The 19,043-nt window shown below is 65.8% G+C and carries 22 protein-coding genes and 1 riboswitch; of the genes, 14 read left to right on the top strand and 8 right to left on the bottom strand.

Annotation, left to right across the window (positions count from 1 at the left end; genetic code table 11):
• Positions 1-44: 44 nt before the first annotated feature.
• On the bottom strand, positions 45-1,028 hold the full coding sequence (locus HMPREF2559_RS06405) for an FAD-dependent oxidoreductase (RefSeq protein ID WP_070539943.1): 984 nt from the start codon (positions 1,026-1,028) through the stop codon (positions 45-47).
• Positions 1,029-1,065: 37 nt separating this feature from the next.
• Between HMPREF2559_RS06405 and HMPREF2559_RS06400 the strand changes: the two genes are divergently transcribed.
• Positions 1,066-3,345, top strand: coding sequence for a Tex family protein (locus HMPREF2559_RS06400; protein ID WP_066486921.1), 2,280 nt, complete (start codon positions 1,066-1,068; stop codon positions 3,343-3,345).
• Between the two features lie 65 nt (positions 3,346-3,410).
• On the top strand, positions 3,411-4,274 hold the full coding sequence (locus tag HMPREF2559_RS06395) for an NAD(P)H-binding protein (protein ID WP_066486906.1): 864 nt from the start codon (positions 3,411-3,413) through the stop codon (positions 4,272-4,274).
• On the opposite strand, the gene HMPREF2559_RS13395 is transcribed toward HMPREF2559_RS06395, so the two are convergent.
• The 7 genes from HMPREF2559_RS13395 to thiC all read right to left on the bottom strand — a co-directional run bounded on the left by HMPREF2559_RS13395 (position 4,271) and on the right by thiC (position 9,970).
• Positions 4,271-4,402 (bottom strand): hypothetical protein, encoded by a 132-nt coding sequence (locus HMPREF2559_RS13395; RefSeq protein WP_255356842.1) that lies wholly within the window; start codon positions 4,400-4,402, stop codon positions 4,271-4,273. The two genes, HMPREF2559_RS06395 and HMPREF2559_RS13395, sit on opposite strands and share 4 nt — an antisense overlap.
• A 13-nt stretch (positions 4,403-4,415) precedes the next feature.
• The gene (locus HMPREF2559_RS06390) at positions 4,416-5,486 is read right to left on the bottom strand and encodes a ThiF family adenylyltransferase (protein ID WP_066486903.1); all 1,071 of its coding nucleotides are present in this window, start codon (positions 5,484-5,486) and stop codon (positions 4,416-4,418) included.
• Positions 5,483-6,262, bottom strand: a complete 780-nt coding sequence (locus HMPREF2559_RS06385) for a thiazole synthase (protein WP_066486900.1) — start codon at positions 6,260-6,262, stop codon at positions 5,483-5,485. Before HMPREF2559_RS06385 ends, HMPREF2559_RS06390 begins: the two co-directional genes overlap by 4 nt.
• A gap of 2 nt (positions 6,263-6,264) precedes the next feature.
• Positions 6,265-6,459 carry a sulfur carrier protein ThiS gene (gene thiS / locus HMPREF2559_RS06380; protein ID WP_066486896.1) on the bottom strand — a complete coding sequence of 65 codons (195 nt, stop codon included), beginning with the start codon at positions 6,457-6,459 and terminating at the stop codon, positions 6,265-6,267.
• A gap of 2 nt (positions 6,460-6,461) precedes the next feature.
• The gene (gene thiO / locus HMPREF2559_RS06375; protein ID WP_070539940.1) at positions 6,462-7,574 is read right to left on the bottom strand and encodes a glycine oxidase ThiO; all 1,113 of its coding nucleotides are present in this window, start codon (positions 7,572-7,574) and stop codon (positions 6,462-6,464) included.
• Positions 7,571-8,221, bottom strand: coding sequence for a thiamine phosphate synthase (locus tag HMPREF2559_RS06370; RefSeq protein ID WP_066486889.1), 651 nt, complete (start codon positions 8,219-8,221; stop codon positions 7,571-7,573). The genes thiO and HMPREF2559_RS06370 overlap by 4 nt, the downstream gene beginning before the upstream one ends.
• Positions 8,222-8,224: 3 nt before the next feature.
• Positions 8,225-9,970, bottom strand: a complete 1,746-nt coding sequence (thiC, locus tag HMPREF2559_RS06365) for a phosphomethylpyrimidine synthase ThiC (RefSeq protein ID WP_066512683.1) — start codon at positions 9,968-9,970, stop codon at positions 8,225-8,227.
• Positions 9,967-10,082, bottom strand: a riboswitch (TPP riboswitch). Its footprint overlaps the gene before it by 4 nt.
• Positions 10,083-10,253: 171 nt before the next feature.
• Between thiC and rplS the strand changes: the two genes are divergently transcribed.
• From rplS to HMPREF2559_RS06305, 12 genes are all read left to right on the top strand, one after another.
• Positions 10,254-10,598: a 50S ribosomal protein L19 gene (rplS, locus tag HMPREF2559_RS06360; RefSeq protein WP_066486884.1), complete on the top strand. Its 345-nt coding sequence runs from the start codon at positions 10,254-10,256 to the stop codon at positions 10,596-10,598.
• Between the two features lie 94 nt (positions 10,599-10,692).
• On the top strand, positions 10,693-11,493 hold the full coding sequence (locus HMPREF2559_RS06355) for a cutinase family protein (RefSeq protein WP_066486877.1): 801 nt from the start codon (positions 10,693-10,695) through the stop codon (positions 11,491-11,493).
• Between the two features lie 54 nt (positions 11,494-11,547).
• Positions 11,548-11,829, top strand: coding sequence for a hypothetical protein (locus HMPREF2559_RS06350; protein WP_148138786.1), 282 nt, complete (start codon positions 11,548-11,550; stop codon positions 11,827-11,829).
• 69 nt (positions 11,830-11,898) lie between these two features.
• Entirely contained in the window at positions 11,899-12,186 is a 288-nt protein-coding gene (locus tag HMPREF2559_RS06345; RefSeq protein ID WP_066486871.1) for a hypothetical protein, read from the top strand.
• Between the two features lie 130 nt (positions 12,187-12,316).
• Positions 12,317-13,069 carry a signal peptidase I gene (gene lepB / locus HMPREF2559_RS06340; protein ID WP_246818462.1) on the top strand — a complete coding sequence of 251 codons (753 nt, stop codon included), beginning with the start codon at positions 12,317-12,319 and terminating at the stop codon, positions 13,067-13,069.
• A gap of 82 nt (positions 13,070-13,151) precedes the next feature.
• Entirely contained in the window at positions 13,152-13,808 is a 657-nt protein-coding gene (gene lepB / locus HMPREF2559_RS06335) for a signal peptidase I (protein ID WP_230384067.1), read from the top strand.
• Complete coding sequence (locus HMPREF2559_RS06330) at positions 13,795-14,451, top strand: ribonuclease HII (RefSeq protein ID WP_066486864.1); 657 nt, start codon at positions 13,795-13,797, stop codon at positions 14,449-14,451. Before lepB (HMPREF2559_RS06335) ends, HMPREF2559_RS06330 begins: the two co-directional genes overlap by 14 nt.
• A gap of 56 nt (positions 14,452-14,507) precedes the next feature.
• Positions 14,508-14,813, top strand: coding sequence for a DUF2469 domain-containing protein (locus tag HMPREF2559_RS06325; protein ID WP_066486858.1), 306 nt, complete (start codon positions 14,508-14,510; stop codon positions 14,811-14,813).
• 207 nt (positions 14,814-15,020) lie between these two features.
• Positions 15,021-15,395 carry a YraN family protein gene (locus tag HMPREF2559_RS06320; RefSeq protein ID WP_066486856.1) on the top strand — a complete coding sequence of 125 codons (375 nt, stop codon included), beginning with the start codon at positions 15,021-15,023 and terminating at the stop codon, positions 15,393-15,395.
• Positions 15,382-16,947: a YifB family Mg chelatase-like AAA ATPase gene (locus tag HMPREF2559_RS06315; RefSeq protein WP_066486848.1), complete on the top strand. Its 1,566-nt coding sequence runs from the start codon at positions 15,382-15,384 to the stop codon at positions 16,945-16,947. The genes HMPREF2559_RS06320 and HMPREF2559_RS06315 overlap by 14 nt, the downstream gene beginning before the upstream one ends.
• Positions 16,944-18,125 carry a DNA-processing protein DprA gene (dprA, locus tag HMPREF2559_RS06310; RefSeq protein WP_066486844.1) on the top strand — a complete coding sequence of 394 codons (1,182 nt, stop codon included), beginning with the start codon at positions 16,944-16,946 and terminating at the stop codon, positions 18,123-18,125. The genes HMPREF2559_RS06315 and dprA overlap by 4 nt, the downstream gene beginning before the upstream one ends.
• A 21-nt stretch (positions 18,126-18,146) precedes the next feature.
• Entirely contained in the window at positions 18,147-19,040 is an 894-nt protein-coding gene (locus tag HMPREF2559_RS06305; protein WP_066486843.1) for a tyrosine recombinase XerC, read from the top strand.
• Positions 19,041-19,043 lie beyond the last annotated feature (3 nt).

The raw sequence follows: 19,043 nt of genomic DNA, 5'->3' as shown, positions 1-19,043 counted from the left end.
ATCTGTCAGAATTTCGAAGTTATGGTGGGGAAAGGGCGTTTAGCCTAGTCGTTCAGAAGCTCTTTAACTCCGGCCGCTGCGCGCTTGGCATACGGACCTACGCCGGTTATCGTCGCGGCGCCCGGGCCCACGATGTCGCCGTAGCCCACGAGAAAGAGACCCGGATGGAGCGGCACTGGCGTGCCGCTCGAAGAGTCAAGGACAGCCCGCAGCGCGCGCAGCGCCGGACGGAACCCGGTGCACCAAATCAAGTGATCTGCCTTGACCCGGTCGAGGGAGTCGAACATCGGTGTCGCTTTCAACCTGCCGGAATCACGCGCTTCGAGGATCTCTGGCAGCATGACGATGTCCCCGGTAGGGCCTGGCCCGGGATCCGGCTCGCCGCGCATCAGCACAATGGCGCGGCGGTGTGCGTCCTCAAAAAGCACGCGCCCGTCCACATCATCCGCCATCCACCGCGGCTCGTGGCGGGTGTACCACGTCACTTCAGCGACGCGGGTGAGCTCCGCTGCGATCTGCGCGCCTGAGTTCTTCGCGCCGACGACGGCGACGCGCGTGCCCTCAAAAGGCTTAGATCCGGGGTAGCGGGCCGAATGCCATTGGGACCCGTCGAAGGCGCCGGGGACGAAGGGCACGTACGGCGCGGACCACGTGCCCGTCGCTGCGACGACGGTGCGCGCCTCCATTGCGCCTACGGAGGTCTCCAGCGCATAGGAGCAACCAGTCCACGACAAGGAGGACACGTGTACGGGCCGGTGCACCTCAAAGCCGTAGCGCTCTTCGTATTTCTCTAGGTATGCAATGACGTGACTGGCTGGCGGGAAACCGTCATAGTGCGGCATAGGCATGCCCGGCAGATTAGAAAAGCTCGCCAAGCTAAATAGCGTCATGGACGGCCACACATGGCGCCACGCCGCGCCGGGGCCGTTCTGATCGTCGAGAATGAGCGGTTCGATTCCAGCTCGGCGCAGGTAGTACGCGGTCGCGAGTCCGGCTTGGCCGCCGCCGATGACGATGCAATCCCTCATACAGATCGAGTCTAAAGCGACCGGTAGAATCAGGCGAATGATTGCAGCTACCATTGCACAAGAAATCGGGGTACGCGAGTCCCAAATCGAGGCAGCGCTCAAGCTGCTCGCCGAGGGCAATACCGTGCCGTTTATTGCGCGTTATCGCAAGGAAGTCACCGGCGGGCTCGACGACAGTCAGCTGCGCACCATCGAGGAGCGTGCGACGTACCTGCGTGAACTCGAGGAGCGCAAAGAGACGGTGCTTGCCGCCATCGAGGAGCAGGGCAAGCTCACGGACGACCTCAAGGCGCTCATCCGCGGCTGCGAGACCAAGGCGCGCCTGGAGGACCTGTACCTGCCGTACAAAAAGCGCCGCAAGACCAAGGCGGACATCGCGCGCGAGGCCGGCCTCGAGCCGCTCACCGATAAGCTGATCGAGAATCCGACCGCGGACCCGGCCGAGCTGGCGGAACACTACAAGACCGAGGGCTTCGAAGACACGAAGAAGGCCCTCGAGGGCGCCCGTGCCATCCTCATTGACCGTTTCGCACTCGACGCGGACCTCGTCGGCGAGGTCCGCGAGAAGATGTTTACCGACGGCACCATGACAGCCGGCGTCGTTGCGGGCAAGGAGCAAGAAGGCGCGAAGTTCAAGGATTACTTCGAGTTCTCCGAGCCTTTCGACAAGCTTCCGTCCCACCGAATCCTCGCGCTCCTGCGCGGTGAGAGCGAAGGCATCCTGCAGCTCAACCTCGACGCGGGCGACGATACCCAATACGAAGGGCTCATTGCCGACCGCTTTGACTTGGATGTCAAGGACTCAAAGTGGCTGTCCGACGCCGTCCATTGGGGCTGGCGCACTAAGCTCTACATCTCGTCTGGCCTCGACGTGCGCATGCGCCTCAAAGAAATCGCTGAAGATGGCGCGCTCAAGGTCTTCGCCACGAACCTGCGCGACGTCCTGCTTGCTGCCCCCGCCGGCCAGCGCGCGACCCTGGGCATCGACCCGGGCTACCGCAACGGCGTGAAGTGCGCGGTCGTGGACCCCACCGGCAAGGTGCTCGACACCGCGATTGTGTATCCGCACCAGCCGCAGAACCGCTGGAACGACGCCGTGCAGACCCTCGCCGGGCTCTGCGCGACGCACGCCGTCGATCTCATGGCCGTGGGCAACGGCACCGCGTCCCGTGAGTCCGAGAAGATGGCCAACGAAGTCGCGGACCTCATCGCGAAGGCCGGCGGCAAGCGCCCCACACCCGTCGTGGTCTCCGAGTCCGGCGCCTCCGTGTACTCCGCCTCGCAACTGGCCGCCGACGAGTTCCCGGACATGGACGTTTCCCTCCGCGGCGCTGTGTCCATCGCCCGTCGCCTCCAGGACCCGCTCGCGGAGCTCGTCAAGATCGACCCCAAGGCTATCGGCGTGGGGCAGTACCAGCACGACGTGAACCAGACCGCGCTTGCTCGCACCCTGGACGGTGTGGTCGAGGACGCTGTCAACGGCGTGGGCGTGGACCTCAACACGGCCTCGGTCCCGCTGCTTGAGCGCGTCGCCGGCGTGAACTCCACCATCGCGGGCAATATCGTTGCTTACCGTGACGAGAACGGTTCCTTTGCTTCGCGCAAGGAACTCAAGAAGGTCCCGCGACTCGGACCCAAGGCGTTTGAGCAGGCCGCCGGCTTCCTCCGCATTACCGGCGGCACGGATCCGCTTGATGCCTCCGCCGTCCACCCGGAGGCCTACCCGGTCGTCGCTCGCATCGCTGAGTCCACCGGCCTGGGAGTTGGCGAACTCATCGGCAACTCCGCCGTCCTCACCAAGCTCAAGCCCGCGGATTTCGCGGACGAGACCTTCGGCGTGCCCACCGTCACCGATATCATTGCGGAGCTCGACAAACCCGGCCGCGACCCGCGCCCGGAGTTCAAGACCGCGTCCTTCAAGGAGGGCGTCGAGAAGGTCTCCGACCTGAAGCCGGGCATGATCCTCGAGGGCACCGTCACCAACGTCGCGGCCTTCGGCGCCTTCGTTGACGTGGGAGTCCACCAGGACGGCCTCGTCCACGTCTCCGCGATGAGCGACAAGTTTATCTCGGACCCGCATGAGGTCGTTCGCTCCGGCCAAGTCGTCAAGGTTAAGGTCATGGAGGTCGACGTCGAGCGTCAGCGCATCGGTTTGTCGCTGCGCCTCAATGACGAGCCGGGTCAGCCTGCGCCGAAAAAGCGCGGCGGGGGCCGCCAAGGCGGCCCGAAGAGCAAGGGCGGCAATAAGCAGTCCCGTGGCAACCAGGGCGGCGGCTCGCTTGCCGATGCCCTCCGCAACGCCGGCTTTGGCCGCTAGCTCGCCGCTTCAAGATTAAAGCGGGGTAGAGTCGTGGAAAACACACTAACTGTAAGGAGTTTTCCATGACCACCATCGGCATGACCGGCGCCACCGGCCAGCTCGGCGCGCTCACCGTCGTCGCACTCATGAATCGTGGCGTGCAGCCCGGCGATATCCGCGGCATGGGCCGTCACGAGGGCAAGCTGCAGGCACTCGCCGACGTGGGTCTGCAGACCGCTGTCGTGGACTACAACGACTCGGCGACCCTCGACGCCGCACTCGATGGCGTCGAGACCCTCATCTTCATCTCCGGCTCCGAGATGGGCCAGCGCGAGCAGCAGCACGCCAACGTCATCGACGCAGCCGAGAAGGCCGGCGTGAAGGAGATCATCTACACCTCGGCGACCCGCGCGGGTAACTCTCCGCTCTTCGTCGCGCCGGAGCACAAGGCGACGGAGGAGCGTCTCGCTGCTTCGCCGATTACCGCGACGATTGCCCGCAACAACTGGTACAACGAGAACTACCTCGACGCTTACCAGCTCGTCGTCGCCCGCGGTGCACACTTTGCCCACTCCGGCGACGGCACGATCGCATCCGCTTCCCGCAAGGACTACGCGGAGGCGCTCGCTGTTCTCGCCACGACGGATGAGCACCGAGGCGAAACCCTCGAGCTGGGCGGCCAGACCGCCTGGACCGCACTCGAATTCGCCCAGACCGTCGCTGACGTCTCGGGCCAGCAAATCGAGTTCCTCGAGTCCGACGAGGATGGTCACCGCGCCAAGCTCGAGGCCGAAGGCGTCGACGAAGGCACCATGGGCTTCCTGCTCGGCATGGACACCGCCGTGGCCCAGGGCGGCCTCGACGGCCCGTCCGAGACCCTGTCTCAGCTCATCGGCCACGACACGACGACGTTGGAGCAGACACTCCGCGAGGAAATCGCTGGCTAGTCCTCCATCGTGTCGACGCGCAGGGTCAGCCCGACGGCGCGAGCGGCTTCACGATCTCGGTGAGCTGCGATGGTTTCAGGGCTGTCGAGATAGTCGGTCACCGACCAAGACTTGAGCTCGATAGACATGCCACTGGTTTAGCTAGGAACCGAGGACACGAGCTCCGCCGTCGATGTTGTGCAGGTGCGTGCCGCACGTGTTCGCAAGCTCCTCGTAACGCAGTGCGAAAGCGGCGGACTTCTTGCCCAGAGCACACAGGACTCCCACGTCGTCGGCGTCGAGCTCTCGGAGGGCGTTGGCGACGTGGGCGTCGTCGTGGATGCGGGAGAGCGGCAGCTCAACGAGACGTGTGCCGGGCGGGGGCGTGAGCTCAACCAAGAGTCGCTCCTCGTATTCGCGGATATCGAGAACCGCGCTGGGCCATCGCGCGATAGCGCTAGTCTTCTGTGCTTCCGGCAGGTGGGTGACGAGTGGGCGCGCCGGGTCTGCGCCCACGGTGAGCGTGCGGAATAGCGGTGGGAACGCGTCGTAGCTCGTCACCCGTCCGACCGGTGCGTCGAGTTCAGAGAGAAACCCTAAGGCCGTGGTCGCCATGAGTCCGCCCACGACGGATGTCGTCGCGCCGAGGACGCCGGCGGTCTCGCACGTCGCGGTGTCTGACGGCGGGGAGGGGAGGAGGTCGCGCAGGCCCACGCCACGACCGTCCGGGGTGTCGGCGCCGGAATGGAAGAGCGCGACGTCGCCGTGGAAGCGCAGGACTGTGCCCCAGACGAGCGGGGTCGACGTCATCTCGCAGGCGTCCGCGACCAGATACTTCGTTGCATAGGTGTCACTGCCGTCGAGGACGAGGTCTGCCACGGCGACGAGGTCGAGCGCGTTGTCTGAAGTGAGACGCTCGCGTCGCGCGTCGATCTGTACGCCGGGCTGGAGGTCGCGTACTCGGGCGGCTGCGACCTCCGCCTTGGGGTGACCAACGTCTGCGGCACCAAAGAGTATCTGCCGGTGGATGTTTGTCAGATCCACGACGTCGTCATCGATGAGCGTGAGCTTGCCGATGCCTCCTGCTACCAGCTGCTGCAGTGCCGGGCAGCCCAGGCCGCCAGCGCCCACGACGAGGACGTGTGCGTTGTGGAGTCGTTGCTGCGCGTCGCGACCGATGAGCAGGGTTTGGCGGGCGGTCCGACGTTCTTCCTCCGGAGATAAGGGCGTCACAGAACCGCCTCTTGCCACGACGCGAAGCCCTCGAAGGTGGAGGAAGCTTGGGCATGTTCGCGCTTCGGAATGCGGCCAGCGTCGCGCGCAAGAAGGCCGGATTCAACTGCGAGGCGCATGGCGTTCGCCATGGCCGTCGGATCCTGGCAGCGGTTGACGGCGCTGGCGAGGAGGACACCGGAGCAGCCGAGCTCCATGGCGCGGGCGGCATCGGAAGCTGTGCCAATACCAGCGTCGATGAGGACGGGTACGGACGCGCGGGAGCAGATGAGCTCGATATTGTGCGGGTTGAGGATGCCTAGGCCCGTGCCGATGGGCGCGCCGAGCGGCATCACTGCGGCGGCGCCGGCGTCCTCGAGGCGCTGTGCTGCGGCCGGGTCGTCGCTGGTGTACGCGAGGACTGTGAAGCCCTCCGCGACGAGGAGCTCGGTGGCGTCGAGGGTCTCCACGATATCGGGAAGCAGCGTGTGCTCGTCCGTGATGACTTCGACCTTCACCCAGTTCGTGCCGAGCGCCTCCCGGGCGAGCTGTGCCGTGAGCACGGCGTCGCGGGCCGTGCGGCAGCCCGCCGTATTGGGCAGCGGTGTGATACCCAGTCGCTTGATCAGCCCGAAGACGGACTCGCCGCCGGCGTGAGGGTTGAAGCGGCGCATGGCGACGGTGGTGAGCTGCGTGCCCGAAGCCGCGAGCGCGGACTCGAGGGCGTCGAAGCTCGTGGCGCCGCCGGTACCCATGATGAGGTGGGAGTCGAAGTTCTTATCAGCGATGGTGAGCATTCTTAGCCTCCTTGGACGGCGGTGAGTAAGTCGACGGTCGCGCCGGGCTCGAGCGCTGTGTGCCACCCCGACTTGGGCACGACGCGGGCATTGATAGCGGCGGCAGTGCCGTCTTCGGGCGCGCCGAGTTCGGTGATGAGCTCGGCGAGTGTTGTGGCGTTGGTCTCGTATGGGGAGCCATTGAGGGTGATATGCATGGTTAGTCCTTATGCCGGAGCGGATCGCAGGCGGTGAGGTCGAGAGTGAGAGTCTGCTCTTCGATGAGCTCGCGGGTCGTGCGAGCAGCGAAAGCAGACAGCAGGATGCCGTGCCGGAAGTAGCCGGTGGAGACGATGATCTGTGGCGCGTGCGGGAGGCGCCCGAGGTAGGGGAGATCGTCGGGCGTGCCGGGGCGGGCGCCGGTGGTGACTTCGAGGAGCTCGCATTCCTCGAGGCCGGGGACGACGCGGATGGCGTCGCGGAGCAGGTCGTAGACGCTGCCGACGCGGCGGGGGAGGCTGTCTTCGCGGGTCGTCGCTCCCACTGCGATGGGGCCGTCGACGCGGGGGATGACGTAGATGGGGCGGTCCTCGACGAAGCCGCGGACAACGCGAGTGACAAGCGGCTGGAGAGAGACGGGTACGCGGAGGCGCAGAATGTCGCCATAGACGGGACGCAGCTGAAGCGGGTTCGTGTCCTCGTACCAGCCGTTGATGTGGGCGACGCCGAGTCCGGCTGCGAGCACCACAGTGTCAGCCTGGTGGGTGCCTTGGTCGGTGGTGACCGCGCCGTCTGGGGTGATACGGGTGACACGCTCGGTGCGGACGTCGACGCCGAGATTGCGCGCGGCGTCGAGGGCGGCCGCGGCGAACATCCGCGGGAAGAGCTGCGTGTCGCCGGGGATGGAGACGGCACCGGCGAGACGCGGGGAGAGCGCGGGCTCCATGGAACGGGCGGCTCGGGTCGTAATGCGTTCGACCTCCATGCCGTGGGCGGTCTGGTAGTCGAGCAGTTCGGAGAGGTGTTGCGCGTCCGCGCGGTCCGCGGCGACGACGAGGGTGCCCTCGGCGCGGTAGCCGGTGGGCAGGTCCGTGTGCGCGGCGACGAGTTCGATGAGCCGCGGGTGCCAGGCGCCGGCCGCCTGCATGAGTGGGAAGAGCGGGTCTTGCTGATAGACGACCTCGGCGGCGGGAGCAAGCATGCCGCCGGCGTGGTGCGTGGCGCCGGAGGCAGGCGCGGGATCAAGAACCGTGACGTTGTGGCCGGCGTTCGCGAGCTCGACGGCGGTGGTGAGGCCGACGATTCCGGCGCCGGCGATGACGACGTGGCTCATGCGCGCTCCTCGAAGGCGGCGCGGATCCGCGTGCAATAGGCGGCCGGATCGTCGGCATGCATGATGCCGCGCACGACGGCGACGCCCGCGACGCCGGTGGCGGCGAGGTCGGCCGCGTCGTCGACGGTGACGTCGCCGATAGCGATGACGGGCAGCTGCGACGCGGCGACGATGGCGGGATAGCCCGCGAGTCCCAGCGGTGGCCGGCCGGAGTCCTTCGTGGGGGTGGCACGGAAAGGACCGCAGCCGACGTAGTCGAGGACGTCCGCGTACTGGTTGGCGTCCTCGATGAGGGACAGGGTGCCGGTCGTGAGCCCGATGAGTGCGTCGGGGCCGAGGAGCTCGCGGGCCGCGCGGACGGAGAGATCGTCCTGGCCCAGGTGGACACCGGCGACGGGGAAGCCCGCCTCGCGCAGGGCGAGGGCGACGTCGACTCGGTCGTCGATGACGACGGCGGTGCCTGGGTTCGCGGCGTGGACGGCGGTGGACACAGCCGCGCCGAGGTCATAGAGGTCGCGCGCCGAAATGGGCTTCGAACGTACTTGGATGACCCCGGCCCCACCTGAAGCAGCTGCGGCGGCGCGGCGGGCGAGGGCATCGGAAGGCTCGGAACCTGTCACAAAGTAACAGCGCAGATCGGCGCGCATGGATTAAACCTCCTGGTAGATTTCGGAGCCGGCGGCGCGGAACTCGGCGGCTTTGAGGGCTTCTCCTGCTGCTTCTGCGGACGCGCCAGCGGGCGCAGGCATGGTGGGCATGCCGAGCTTCGCGCCGAAGGTGTCGCGAATGTCCTGGCTGATGCGCATGGAGCAGAACTTCGGGCCGCACATGGAACAGAAGTGGGCCGTCTTCGCAGGCTCGGCCGGCAGGGTTTCGTCGTGGTAGGCCTGCGCGGTATCCGGATCGAGGGAGAGCGCGAACTGGTCGTGCCAGCGGAACTCGAAGCGGGCCTTGCTCATCGCGTCGTCCCAGGCGCGGGCGCCGGGGTGCCCCTTGGCGACATCGGCGGCATGGGCCGCCAGCTTATACGTAATGACGCCGGTCTTCACGTCGTCGCGGTTGGGCAGGCCGAGGTGCTCCTTCGGCGTGACGTAGCAGAGCATCGCCGTGCCGCCCATCGCGATGTGGGCCGCACCGATGGCCGAGGTGATGTGGTCGTAGCCGGGCGCGATATCGGTGACGAGGGGACCGAGGGTATAGAAGGGGGCATCGGAAGCCCAGTCCTGCTCCAACTCGTTGTTCTCCTGAATCATGTTGAGCGGGACGTGGCCGGGGCCCTCGACCATGACCTGGACGTCGTACTCCCAGGCGCGACGGGTGAGCTCGCCGATGGTCTTCAGCTCCGCAAACTGCGCGGTGTCGTTGGCGTCCGCGAGGCAGCCGGGGCGCAGGCCGTCGCCGAGGGAGAAGGCGACGTCGTAGCGGGAGAAGATCTCGCAGAGCTCGTCGAAGTTCTCGTAGAGGAAGGACTCCTTGTGGTGGGCGAGGCACCAGCCGGCCATGATGGAACCGCCGCGGCTGACGATGCCGGTGACGCGCTCGGTGGTAAGCGGAATGTAGGGAAGCAACACGCCGGCGTGGATGGTCATGTAGTCCACGCCCTGTTCGCATTGCTCGATGACGGTGTCACGGAAGATCTCCCAGGTGAGGTCCTCCGCGATGCCGTTTACCTTTTCCAGTGCCTGGTAGATGGGCACCGTGCCAATGGGGACGGGGGAGTTGCGCAGGATCCACTCGCGGGTCGTGTGGATATCGTCGCCCGTGGAGAGATCCATGACGGTGTCTGCGCCCCAGCGAGTGGCCCAGCGCAGCTTTGACACTTCTTCCTCGATGGAGCTTGTGACCGCCGAGTTGCCGATGTTGGCGTTGATCTTGGTGAGGAACTTCCGGCCGATGATCATGGGCTCGGACTCGGGGTGGTTGATGTTGTTGGGGATGATGGCGCGCCCGCGGGCGACCTCGGAGCGGACGAACTCTGGATCGCAGTGCTCGCGCAGGGCGACGAATTCCATTTCCTTGGTGATAATGCCCTGGCGGGCGTAGTGCATTTGGGTGACGCGTTTGGTCCCCCTACGTGGCGTGGGCTTTGTGCCCTTCCATTCCTGGGACGCGGCACCACGCTTCTGGGCAGACTTGCCGTCGTCAGCGAGATCGCGTGCGCGGCCCTCGTATTCTTCGGTGTCGTTACGCTCTTCGATCCATGCTTGTCGCAGGGGCGGAAGCCCTTGCGTGGGATCGCATTCCGGGCCGCGGGTGCGGTAGATGCGGAAAGACTCGTTGGGGCCGGTGGGGGAGTCGTCGAGTTGGATTTCGGTTTCCGGGACCTCGAGACCCTTCTCACGGATCGGCGAGTAGGAGTGCTTGGGGTGGATTTCTTGCTCATGGGTAGCCGACATGGGCCTGACCTCTCTTCCTTCGCTGGTGCTAACCAGACAGGTTCGAACGGTGCGGCCGCGGTTCCAGCGGCCATCTCAGCCCGCTTCCATGCGGGCTCCCGTGGGGATAAGTGCGAGTCCTAGACTAAACACAAGGCCTCGGGTTTGTCAGCGATTTGAGAGATTTTGTTTGGGTGCAGGGGTTATGGAACAATAGATGGCTGTTCTATGTAACAGGCACGAACCGGTCAGCTTCCCTGAGGAAGCGCTTGGGTCCTCTGTCTTAAATTGAAAAGGAAAATCAATGACCAACAAGATTGATCTGCTGGACAAGGCCTCGCTGCGCGAGGACATCCCGAACTTCCGCCCGGGCGATACCCTTGACGTCAACGTCAAGGTCATCGAGGGCACCACCGAGCGTACCCAGCTGTTCAAGGGTGTCTGCATCCGCCGTCAGGGCGCTGGCATCCGCGAGACCTTCACCGTCCGTAAGGTTTCCTTCGGTATCGGCGTCGAGCGTACCTTCCCGGTGCACTCCCCGAACATCGCCTCCATCGAGGTCGTTCGCCGTGGCCGTGTCCGCCGTGCGAAGCTGTACTACCTGCGCGACCTGCGCGGCAAGAAGGCTCGCATCAAGGAGCGCCGCTAGTTCTAGCGCGCTGTTACCGCCTCGTCTCCTGTGCTGGAGCGGGGCGGTTCCGCCGTTTTATGCGGGGCTACACGGCACGGCTTAGAATTCCCTCGTGACGCTCTCTGCTCTCCGCTCTGTGCTTGCCTGCCTTCTGGTCGCTGTGATTGCCGTGCTTTCGGTGCATGCGGCCCCGCGCGCGGTCGCACGCCAGTGCACGGCCATTCACGTTCTGCAGGCGGCCGGCACGGGATTTAGCGCGCGGTATTACACCGCGGAGCCGGTGGGGCTCGACTTCAGCGGGTGGAATCCCGTAGATACGCTCCAGATTCGTCTCGGCGCAGATGATGTGAGCGGTACGAATATCCAATATCCGGCCTCCCTCGGCCGATTCAGCGCTTTCCAACCCAACGCGCTGGGTTCAGAAGCCGCGACCTATGGTGAATCCGTGCGTGCAGGCGTCGAGGACGCGCGCCGCGAGCTCGAGTACGTCGAGCGTGCGTGCCCTTCCACGCGCTACATGGTGATTGGCTACTCCCAGGGTGCCTCGGTCGCCGGTGATATCGCCGCAGAGATTTCCGCCGGCCGCGTGAAGGGCGTAACGCCTGACGATGTCGCCGCGGTCATCCTTGTTGCCGACCCCGGCCGCGCACGGCTCGGCGCCCCACCTGCACGACCCGCGAAGCTCTACGGTCCGGTGCCCGCGGGCACACGCGCGGCGAATGGCGAGATCATCCTCGACGGCGGGACGGGCGTGAGCGCTGGTCGCGAGGGCATGACCGGCCAGCGCCCCGGAAACTTCGCAGGCATGGAGGGCAAGGTTGTCTCCCTGTGCAATAACACGGACATGGCATGTGCGACGCCCTCGGATACCATCGTGCGCGATATCGCGGACTACGCCAATCGCGTCGAATAGGAGGGCCCCTCGGATACGTTGACGCCCCGCGTGGTGGAGCGCTTCCTCGCCGGGATGTCAGAGGGCAAAGATGTGGGCGCGGCCTTGGCCGAGTCGGGTGCGTCCGTCCTCCAGGTGCCCACACTCGTGGCGACCGTGGCGGAGTTGTCCCAGTACTACCTGATTCTCGAGTCGCATACGCACCCGGGACTATCTATTGAGCAGCTCGTGGGTATCGGGCTCATCGCGGCGTTGCCCAACCTTGCGTATGAGGGCGCGATGTCGGACTATCTCATCCCGGTGCTCGAGGTCGCGTCCGAGCCGCTGAACTCGATAAGCCCCGAGGTCGGCGCCTAGTTCGACGTAGCAGTCGAGGGCTTCAAGGCCGTCGATGCCGCCGAATCCGTCTACTGGCAGGCCTATCACTTGGGACTCGCGCCGCAGCTGGACACGCCCACGCAGCTGCGCCAGCGTGCGGCGAAGCAGGTCACGACGCAGCTCGTCGCGCAGCTTCAACACGCGGCGGGATTGGATGCGGCGATGGCGGATCCAGCCAACCAAGGAACCATCAACTCGCTGCGCGTCGCCGGCGACTTCGGCTATACGCACGTGTCCTACTTCGAGCAGGGCTTCTACGTCGACGGCAAGCTAGGCCGCGACTGGGCGGACGAGTGGCTGCTTGAGGTCGCGCGGGGAGTGCTGCGGGAGCGCTAGGTGTCCGCTGACTCGATGCGTAGCCGACGGCGAGACTTGGGCATCCGAGGGATCTGCAGTACGCGGCGAGTCGTGTTGTAGGCTTTAGCCCGTGACTAATAATGCTGTACCCGCATCCGGTGACTCGCACGTGCCGGGTGTGCCGGATGAGACCAGATCGAAGAACGAGAAGAAGCAGAAGAAGCAGCTGCCGTGGCTGGTAGAGACTCTGCTCATCGTCGTCGCGGTGCTCGCGGTGGTGGGTTTGGTGCAAAACACTATCGGCCGCCAGTACGTCATTCCGTCCGCGTCCATGGAGCCGACGCTGCATGGCTGCCAGGGATGCACGGGCGACCGCATCTTCGTCGAGAAGGTCAGCTACTACGGGGATAAGCATCCGGAGCCGGGCGATGTTGTGGTCTTCAAGGGCACGGACTCGTGGAATGGCGCGTATACCTCGCCGCGCTCGGATAACCCGACCATCCACAAGGTTCAGGACGCACTGTCCTACGTCTCGCTGACGCCACCGGATGAGAACACGCTGGTCAAGCGCGTCATTGCGACGGGTGGCCAGACGGTCTCGTGCCAGGCGGGCGACCCGGCCGTTATGGTCGACGGCAAGCCTATCGATCAGTCCTATATCCAGAACCCGCCCACGTACCCCGTCGATGAGTCGAACGGCTCGGAGGAGTGCGGCGGCCCGTACTTCGGTCCTATCACCGTGCCGGAGGGCAACTATTGGGTGATGGGCGATAACCGCACGAACTCGCTTGATTCGCGTTACCACATGCAAGACGAATACCAGGGCACGATCCCGGAGGAGAATATTCGCGGCAAGGTTTCCTTCATCTTCTTCCCGTTCACGCGCATTGGCGGCGTTGATGCCATCGACATCCAGGGCTGACACTCACCGCCTGCCGCGCGAACCTCAGCGCATTACGCTGGGGCAATCCGTGCGGGATGACGCCTCATGGCTGCTGAAAACCATGCTCGCCGCCTTCGTACTGTTGGCGGTGGGATCGGCGCTCATCGGACGCATCTACGTTATCCCGTCGGGGTCCATGGAACCGACGCTCCACGGGTGCCAGGGCTGCAACGGGGACCGCATCGCGGTGGAAAAAGTGAGCTACTACTTCGCAGATCCCAAGCCCGGGGATGTCGTCGTCTTCGAAGGCGAGCCCTCGTGGAACACGACGTATGAGCTGCAGCGATCGCATAACGTGTTTATTCGCGGCCTGCAGAACCTCTTCGCCGCGGCGGGCCTTATTCAGGGCGACGCGAATATCCTCGTCAAGCGCGTCATCGCGACCGAAGGCCAGACGGTCTCGTGCCAGGCGGGGGACCCCGGCATCATGGTTGATGGCCAGGCGCGCACGGAGCCGTACGTGCTTCAGCCCCCGCAGAATCCTATTTCGCCGGAGACGGGCTCGCTGGCCTGCGGCGGCGATTACTTCGGACCGGTCACAGTACCCGAGGACCACATCTGGGTCATGGGAGATAACCGCACGAACTCCGCAGATTCCCGCGCGCACTTGGGTGACGCGGAGCAAGGCACCATTCCGGTCGACAACGTGCGCGGCAAGGTTCGTGCCATCGTCATGCCGTTGAGCCGCATCGGCACCGTTGAGCATGCGCACGCTTAAACAGCAGCGCACCTACGAGGTCGCGCTCGCCCAAGCCGGCTTGGGGCCCGTCGCAGGCGTAGACGAAGCCGGCCGCGGCGCGTGCTGCGGTCCTATCACCATCGCTGCGTGTGTGCTACCCCAGCGGATTATCCCGGAGCTGGCGACGCTCACGGACTCGAAGAAGCTCACGCCCGCCGCACGCGAGAAGCTCTTTCCTATCATCAAGGCGAAGGCGCTTGCGTGGTCGGTCGTCCACATCGAGGCCTCAGACATCGACTACTGGGGCATTCAGCATGCCAACGTCTCCGGCATGCGCCGCGCCGTCGCGCGCCTCGAGGTGCGCCCGCGTTATGTGCTTACCGATGCCCTCAAGGTCCCCGGTCTGCCCGTGCCCCAGCTCCCGATGGTAGGCGGCGACGCCGCCGCGCGGTGTATCGCCGCGGCGAGCGTGCTGGCCAAGGTGAGCCGTGACCACATTATGGTGGACCTCGACGAGCGTTACCCAGGCTATGGGCTTGCGAGGCATAAGGGCTACGGGACCAAGGCACACGAGGGGGCCATCGGAAAGCTGGGCGCCACGCCGGAGCACCGCATGAGCTATGCGAACGTGGCCCGAGCGCAGGCGGAATTTCTCGCGCGTGGCAACGTGGCGCGGGCGTAACGGGGCGCTAGAGTTTAAAGCCTGTAAGAACGAGGTAACTTTCTCAAGGAGCAACGATGAGCGCTGAGGAACTGGACAACTACGAGGCCGAAGTCGAGCTGTCCCTCTACCGCGAATACCGCGATGTGGTGAGCCAATTCTCTTATGTCGTGGAGACCGAGCGCCGCTTCTACCTTGCCAACGCCGTCGAGCTCATCCCGCACACCTCCGGCTCGGACGTCTACTACGAGGTCCGCATGTCTGATGCCTGGGTGTGGGACATGTACCGCTCCGCGCGTTTCGTCCGTTACGTCCGCGTCATTACGTACAAGGACGTCAATATCGAGGAGCTCGATAAACCGGACTTCATCATGCCGGATTAGGCGCGTTCGTGCCGGTGCCATTCACACCGGCATGAGACCTGTCAATGTGTTGAACAATCTCTCTGTGGATAACTCATATCGTGAACTACGTTATCCACAGAATCGGGGCCGCCCGCGAGGCGGCCCCTTGTCGTTGTGGTGTATCTGCCGCTTGGCTAGGTACGAGGCCGTAGTACTGCGGTCCGTAACTAACTAGGAGACAGACACATGCAAACGAAAACTCAGGCTCGTACGCACCTGGCCCGGCGCGGGGAAAGCTGGGCCGCCCGCTTTTATTGCGCTCGGGGCGCGACGGTGCTGGGATGCAACGTCGCTTACGCGTGCGGCGAATTAGACCTCATTGTCCGTGAGAAGGACGGCACCATCGTCTTCGTGGAGGTAAAGACGCGTTCCACGCCGGCCTTCGGCGTGGCGGAGGCTGTCACCCCGCGCAAGCTCAAGCGCATGCGCAAGGCCGCGCAGCAGTGGCTCGCCGGGGCCCGGCCGCTCGCCGACGTGCGCTTTGACGTCCTCGCGCTCACCGCTCGCGGCGACGACTTTGACGTGGACTATTACGCAGGAGTCGAACATGGCGCTGGGTAAGGCTGCGACGACGGCCCTCGACGGCGTGCTCGCGCATCCGGTCCACGTCGAGGCGAATATCGGGGTGGGCCTGCCCGGCATTCAGATCGTGGGTATGGCCGATACCGGAATCAGCGAGGCGCGCTCGCGGATTCGCACCGCCGTGTCTAATAGCACGCTGCCGTGGCCAAAGACGAAGATCATCGTGTCCATGGCGCCCGCGAGCCTGCCCAAGTCCGGCGCGCACTTCGATCTGCCCATTGCACTCGCCATTCTCACCGCGGGGCTGACGGAACAGGAAGAAGAGCTAGGCGGCTTCGGGCTCTCCGGCGATATCGTGCGCCGTCTGGAGACAACGCTCTTCCTCGGGGAGCTGGGCCTCGACGGCACGGTGCGTCCCGTGCCCGGCGTTATTCCTGCGCTGCTCGCCGCGCAAAACCACGGCTTCGAGTCGCTCGTCATCCCGCCTGGCAACGCGGCGGAGGCCGCACTCGTGCCCGACATGCCCGTCTATGTTGCGCGCACGCTTGCCGATGCCTTCGGCTGGGCGTGTGGCCGTCGCCTCCTGCCTCGCGCGGGGTCGCTGGCGCAGCCCACGCGCCCCGAGGCTGGGCCGGCGCCCTGCATGAGCGATATCGCGGGACAGCATGCGGCCAAGCATGCGGCCGAGGTCGCTGCCGCCGGTGGGCACCATCTGCTCATGCTCGGCCCGCCTGGCGCGGGCAAGTCCATGATTGCTGCTCGCTTGCCGTCCATTTTGCCGCCGCTCACCACGGAGCAGTCCCTGGAAGCCACCGCCATTCACTCCATCGCGGGCTCGCCGGGACGCGTCGTGGAGGCCGCGCCCTTCGTCGCGCCGCATTCCTCCATTACCCGCGCCTCCTTGCTCGGCGGCGGCTCAGGGCGCCCGCGGCCCGGCGCGGTCTCGCTCGCGCACCATGGCGTGCTCTTCCTCGACGAGGCCTCCGAGGTCGCCGCCGGCGCCCTCGATGGCTTGCGTGCCCCACTCGAGGAAGGCGAGGTGAGGCTCGTGCGCTCGCGCCGGGAGGTCGTCTACCCGGCGCGCTTCCAACTCGTGCTTGCTGCGAACCCATGCCGTTGTGCCGCCGAGGACCCGGCGCGGTGCACGTGCACGCCGGGACAGCGGCAGGCCTACCTGTCCAACCTTTCCGGTCCGTTGCGCGACCGTCTCGACATGGTCCTGCGGCTCTCGGGCCGTTCAGCACAGCTCCACGCGGACGGGGAGGAGACCTCGGCGGCTATCGCGGACCGCGTCGCCGCCGCGCGCGAGCGTTCTCGTGCGCGTTGGCAGGCGGCCGGTCTCCAGGTCCACACCAACGCGGGCATGCCCTCCGCCCTCCTGCGTCGGCGCTTTCCCGCGGAGGACGACGCGATGGAGCTCCTGCGCGCGTACCTCGCGACGGGAGAGCTAAGCCAGCGTGGCGTGGACCGCACGCTCAAGCTCTCGTGGACGCTCGCGGATCTGGCGGGGCAGGATCGCCCGACCATCGAACACGTATCCTCCGCCCTTGATCTTCGCGGCGACGCCGTTCGCGAGGAGGTGGCGGCATGACCGAGCTTAAGTTGGATACGCCGCTGCAGGCGTGGGTCTACCTCAACCGCGTGGTGGAAGGTCCGTCGCGCACGCTGGCCGCGCTGCTTCAGGACTACACCCCGGAGCACATTGCGCACGGCATTTATCACCAGGCGGACTGGCTGGGTGCGCTGCGCGACGAGACCTCGGCGCGCCGGGACTGGCTGCGCCAGGACGAGGACATCGCGGCCGCGGAGAAAGTGGGCGCACGGCTCATCACGCCGGAGAGTCCCGAGTGGCCGGCCGCGCAGTTCAACTCCGCCTTCGGCTTCTATGCGGCGGGGCTTGCCGATGCCCCCGCGGACTTCGACAAGGCCGCCGTCGCGCCCCATTGCCTGTGGGTCCGCGGTGCTCCGGTGGGCGAGGTCGTTAGCCAGGCCGTCGCTGTCGTGGGCACGCGCGCGATTACCCGCTACGGCTTTGACGCGACGCGCCTCATGGTTTCCGGACTCGTGCCACACCAGTGGACGATTGTTTCGGGTGGTGCGATGGGTGTCGACACCGTTGCACATGAGCAGGCGCTCGAACATGGCGGTATCACCGCGGTGGTCGCCGCGTGCGGCATCGACGAGCCGTATCCCGCGCGCAACGCAAAGCTCTACGAGCGGATCGTGGACCGCGGCGGGACCATCCTCACTGAATTCGCGCCGGGCTCGAAGCCGCAGCGCCATCGGTTCTTAACCCGCAATCGTTTGGTCGCGGCACTCACATCGGGCGCGGTGTGCATCGAGGCGGCCTTTCGTTCGGGAGCGCTCAATACGCTCAACTGGACGGAGGCGCTTGGCCGTGTCGCGATGGTGGTGCCCGGACCGATTACGGGGCCAGGCTCGGTGGGATGTCACAAGCGCATCCAGGAACATCGCGCGCAGCTCGTCATGAGCCCCGACGGTGTGCGCGAACTCCTCGAGCAGGTCGGTGCCGTCGACGAGGAAGCGCAGTTGGAACTCGTCTACGCGCCCTCGAAGACGCAGCGGCTGTCCCGTAACGAGCTGCAAGTTTTCGGCTCGACGCCGGTCGACGAGACGGCGAGCGCCCAAGACATCGCACGCGAGGCGGGGCTGCGGCTGCCGCTTACCATCCATCTGCTCGTCACCTTGGAGAAGCAGGGGCTGGTCGTGCGCCGCGGCGGACAGTGGCAGCGCCTCGACGTGGACTAACCACGGGTATACTCTGGCCCCATGAGTAACACGCCGGGCGGTCAGCTTGAGCAGGCCATCGAGGATTTTGCCGAGTACCAACGTCTAGTGCTCGGCCGATCCGAGGCCACCATCCGCGGCTACCGCTCGGATCTGCGCGACCTGGCCGCGCGCGTGCCGGACTTCGCACATTTCACGCTCGACGCCCTGCGTGCGTGGCTGGGCGATGCCGTGGCGGCGGGGAAGTCCCGTGCCACGCTCGCTCGGCGCACCGCGGCCGCGCGTGCTTTCTCCACGTGGGCGGCGCGCGAGGGCTACCTCGCCGCGGATGTCGCCGCGCGGCTCGTCACGCCTAAGGTGGGCCGCCACCTGCCCAAGGTTCTCGCCCAGGACGAGGCAGGGGAGCTTATGGGCAATGCTGTGTCTCCGGACGAGAAGCACTTCCTGCGCGACAGCGCGATGCTCGAGCTGCTCTACGCTACGGGCATGCGCGTCGCGGAGCTCACCGGGCTTAATGCGGGTGATGTCGATTTGTCACGCCGCACCGCGCGCGTGACCGGTAAAGGCAATAAGCAACGCGTCGTGCCCTTCGGACATGCCGCCGCAGACGCGATTGCCGCGTGGCTCGACGTGCGCGGCGAGTTTCCACCCGCAGCAGACGAGAACGCGCTTTTTCTCGGCACGCGCGGCAAGAGGATCGACCAGCGTCAGGTGCGCCGCGTTGTGGAGCGCGCCAGCCAGGTCACCGGGACGACGGGACTAACACCACACGGGCTGCGGCACTCGGCGGCGACACACCTGCTCGAGGGCGGCGCCGACCTCCGCGTGGTCCAGGAAGTGCTGGGACACGCCTCGCTCCAGACAACGCAGGTCTATACCCACGTCTCCGCGGCACGCCTGAAGAAGATTTACGAGCAGGCGCACCCGCGGGCTTAAGGA

This window comes from Corynebacterium sp. HMSC072G08 (assembly GCF_001809185.1).
Classification (GTDB): domain Bacteria; phylum Actinomycetota; class Actinomycetes; order Mycobacteriales; family Mycobacteriaceae; genus Corynebacterium; species Corynebacterium phoceense.
The sequence above is the reverse complement of the archived record's forward strand: the minus strand, read 5'-3'. Positions and strand labels throughout refer to the sequence as shown.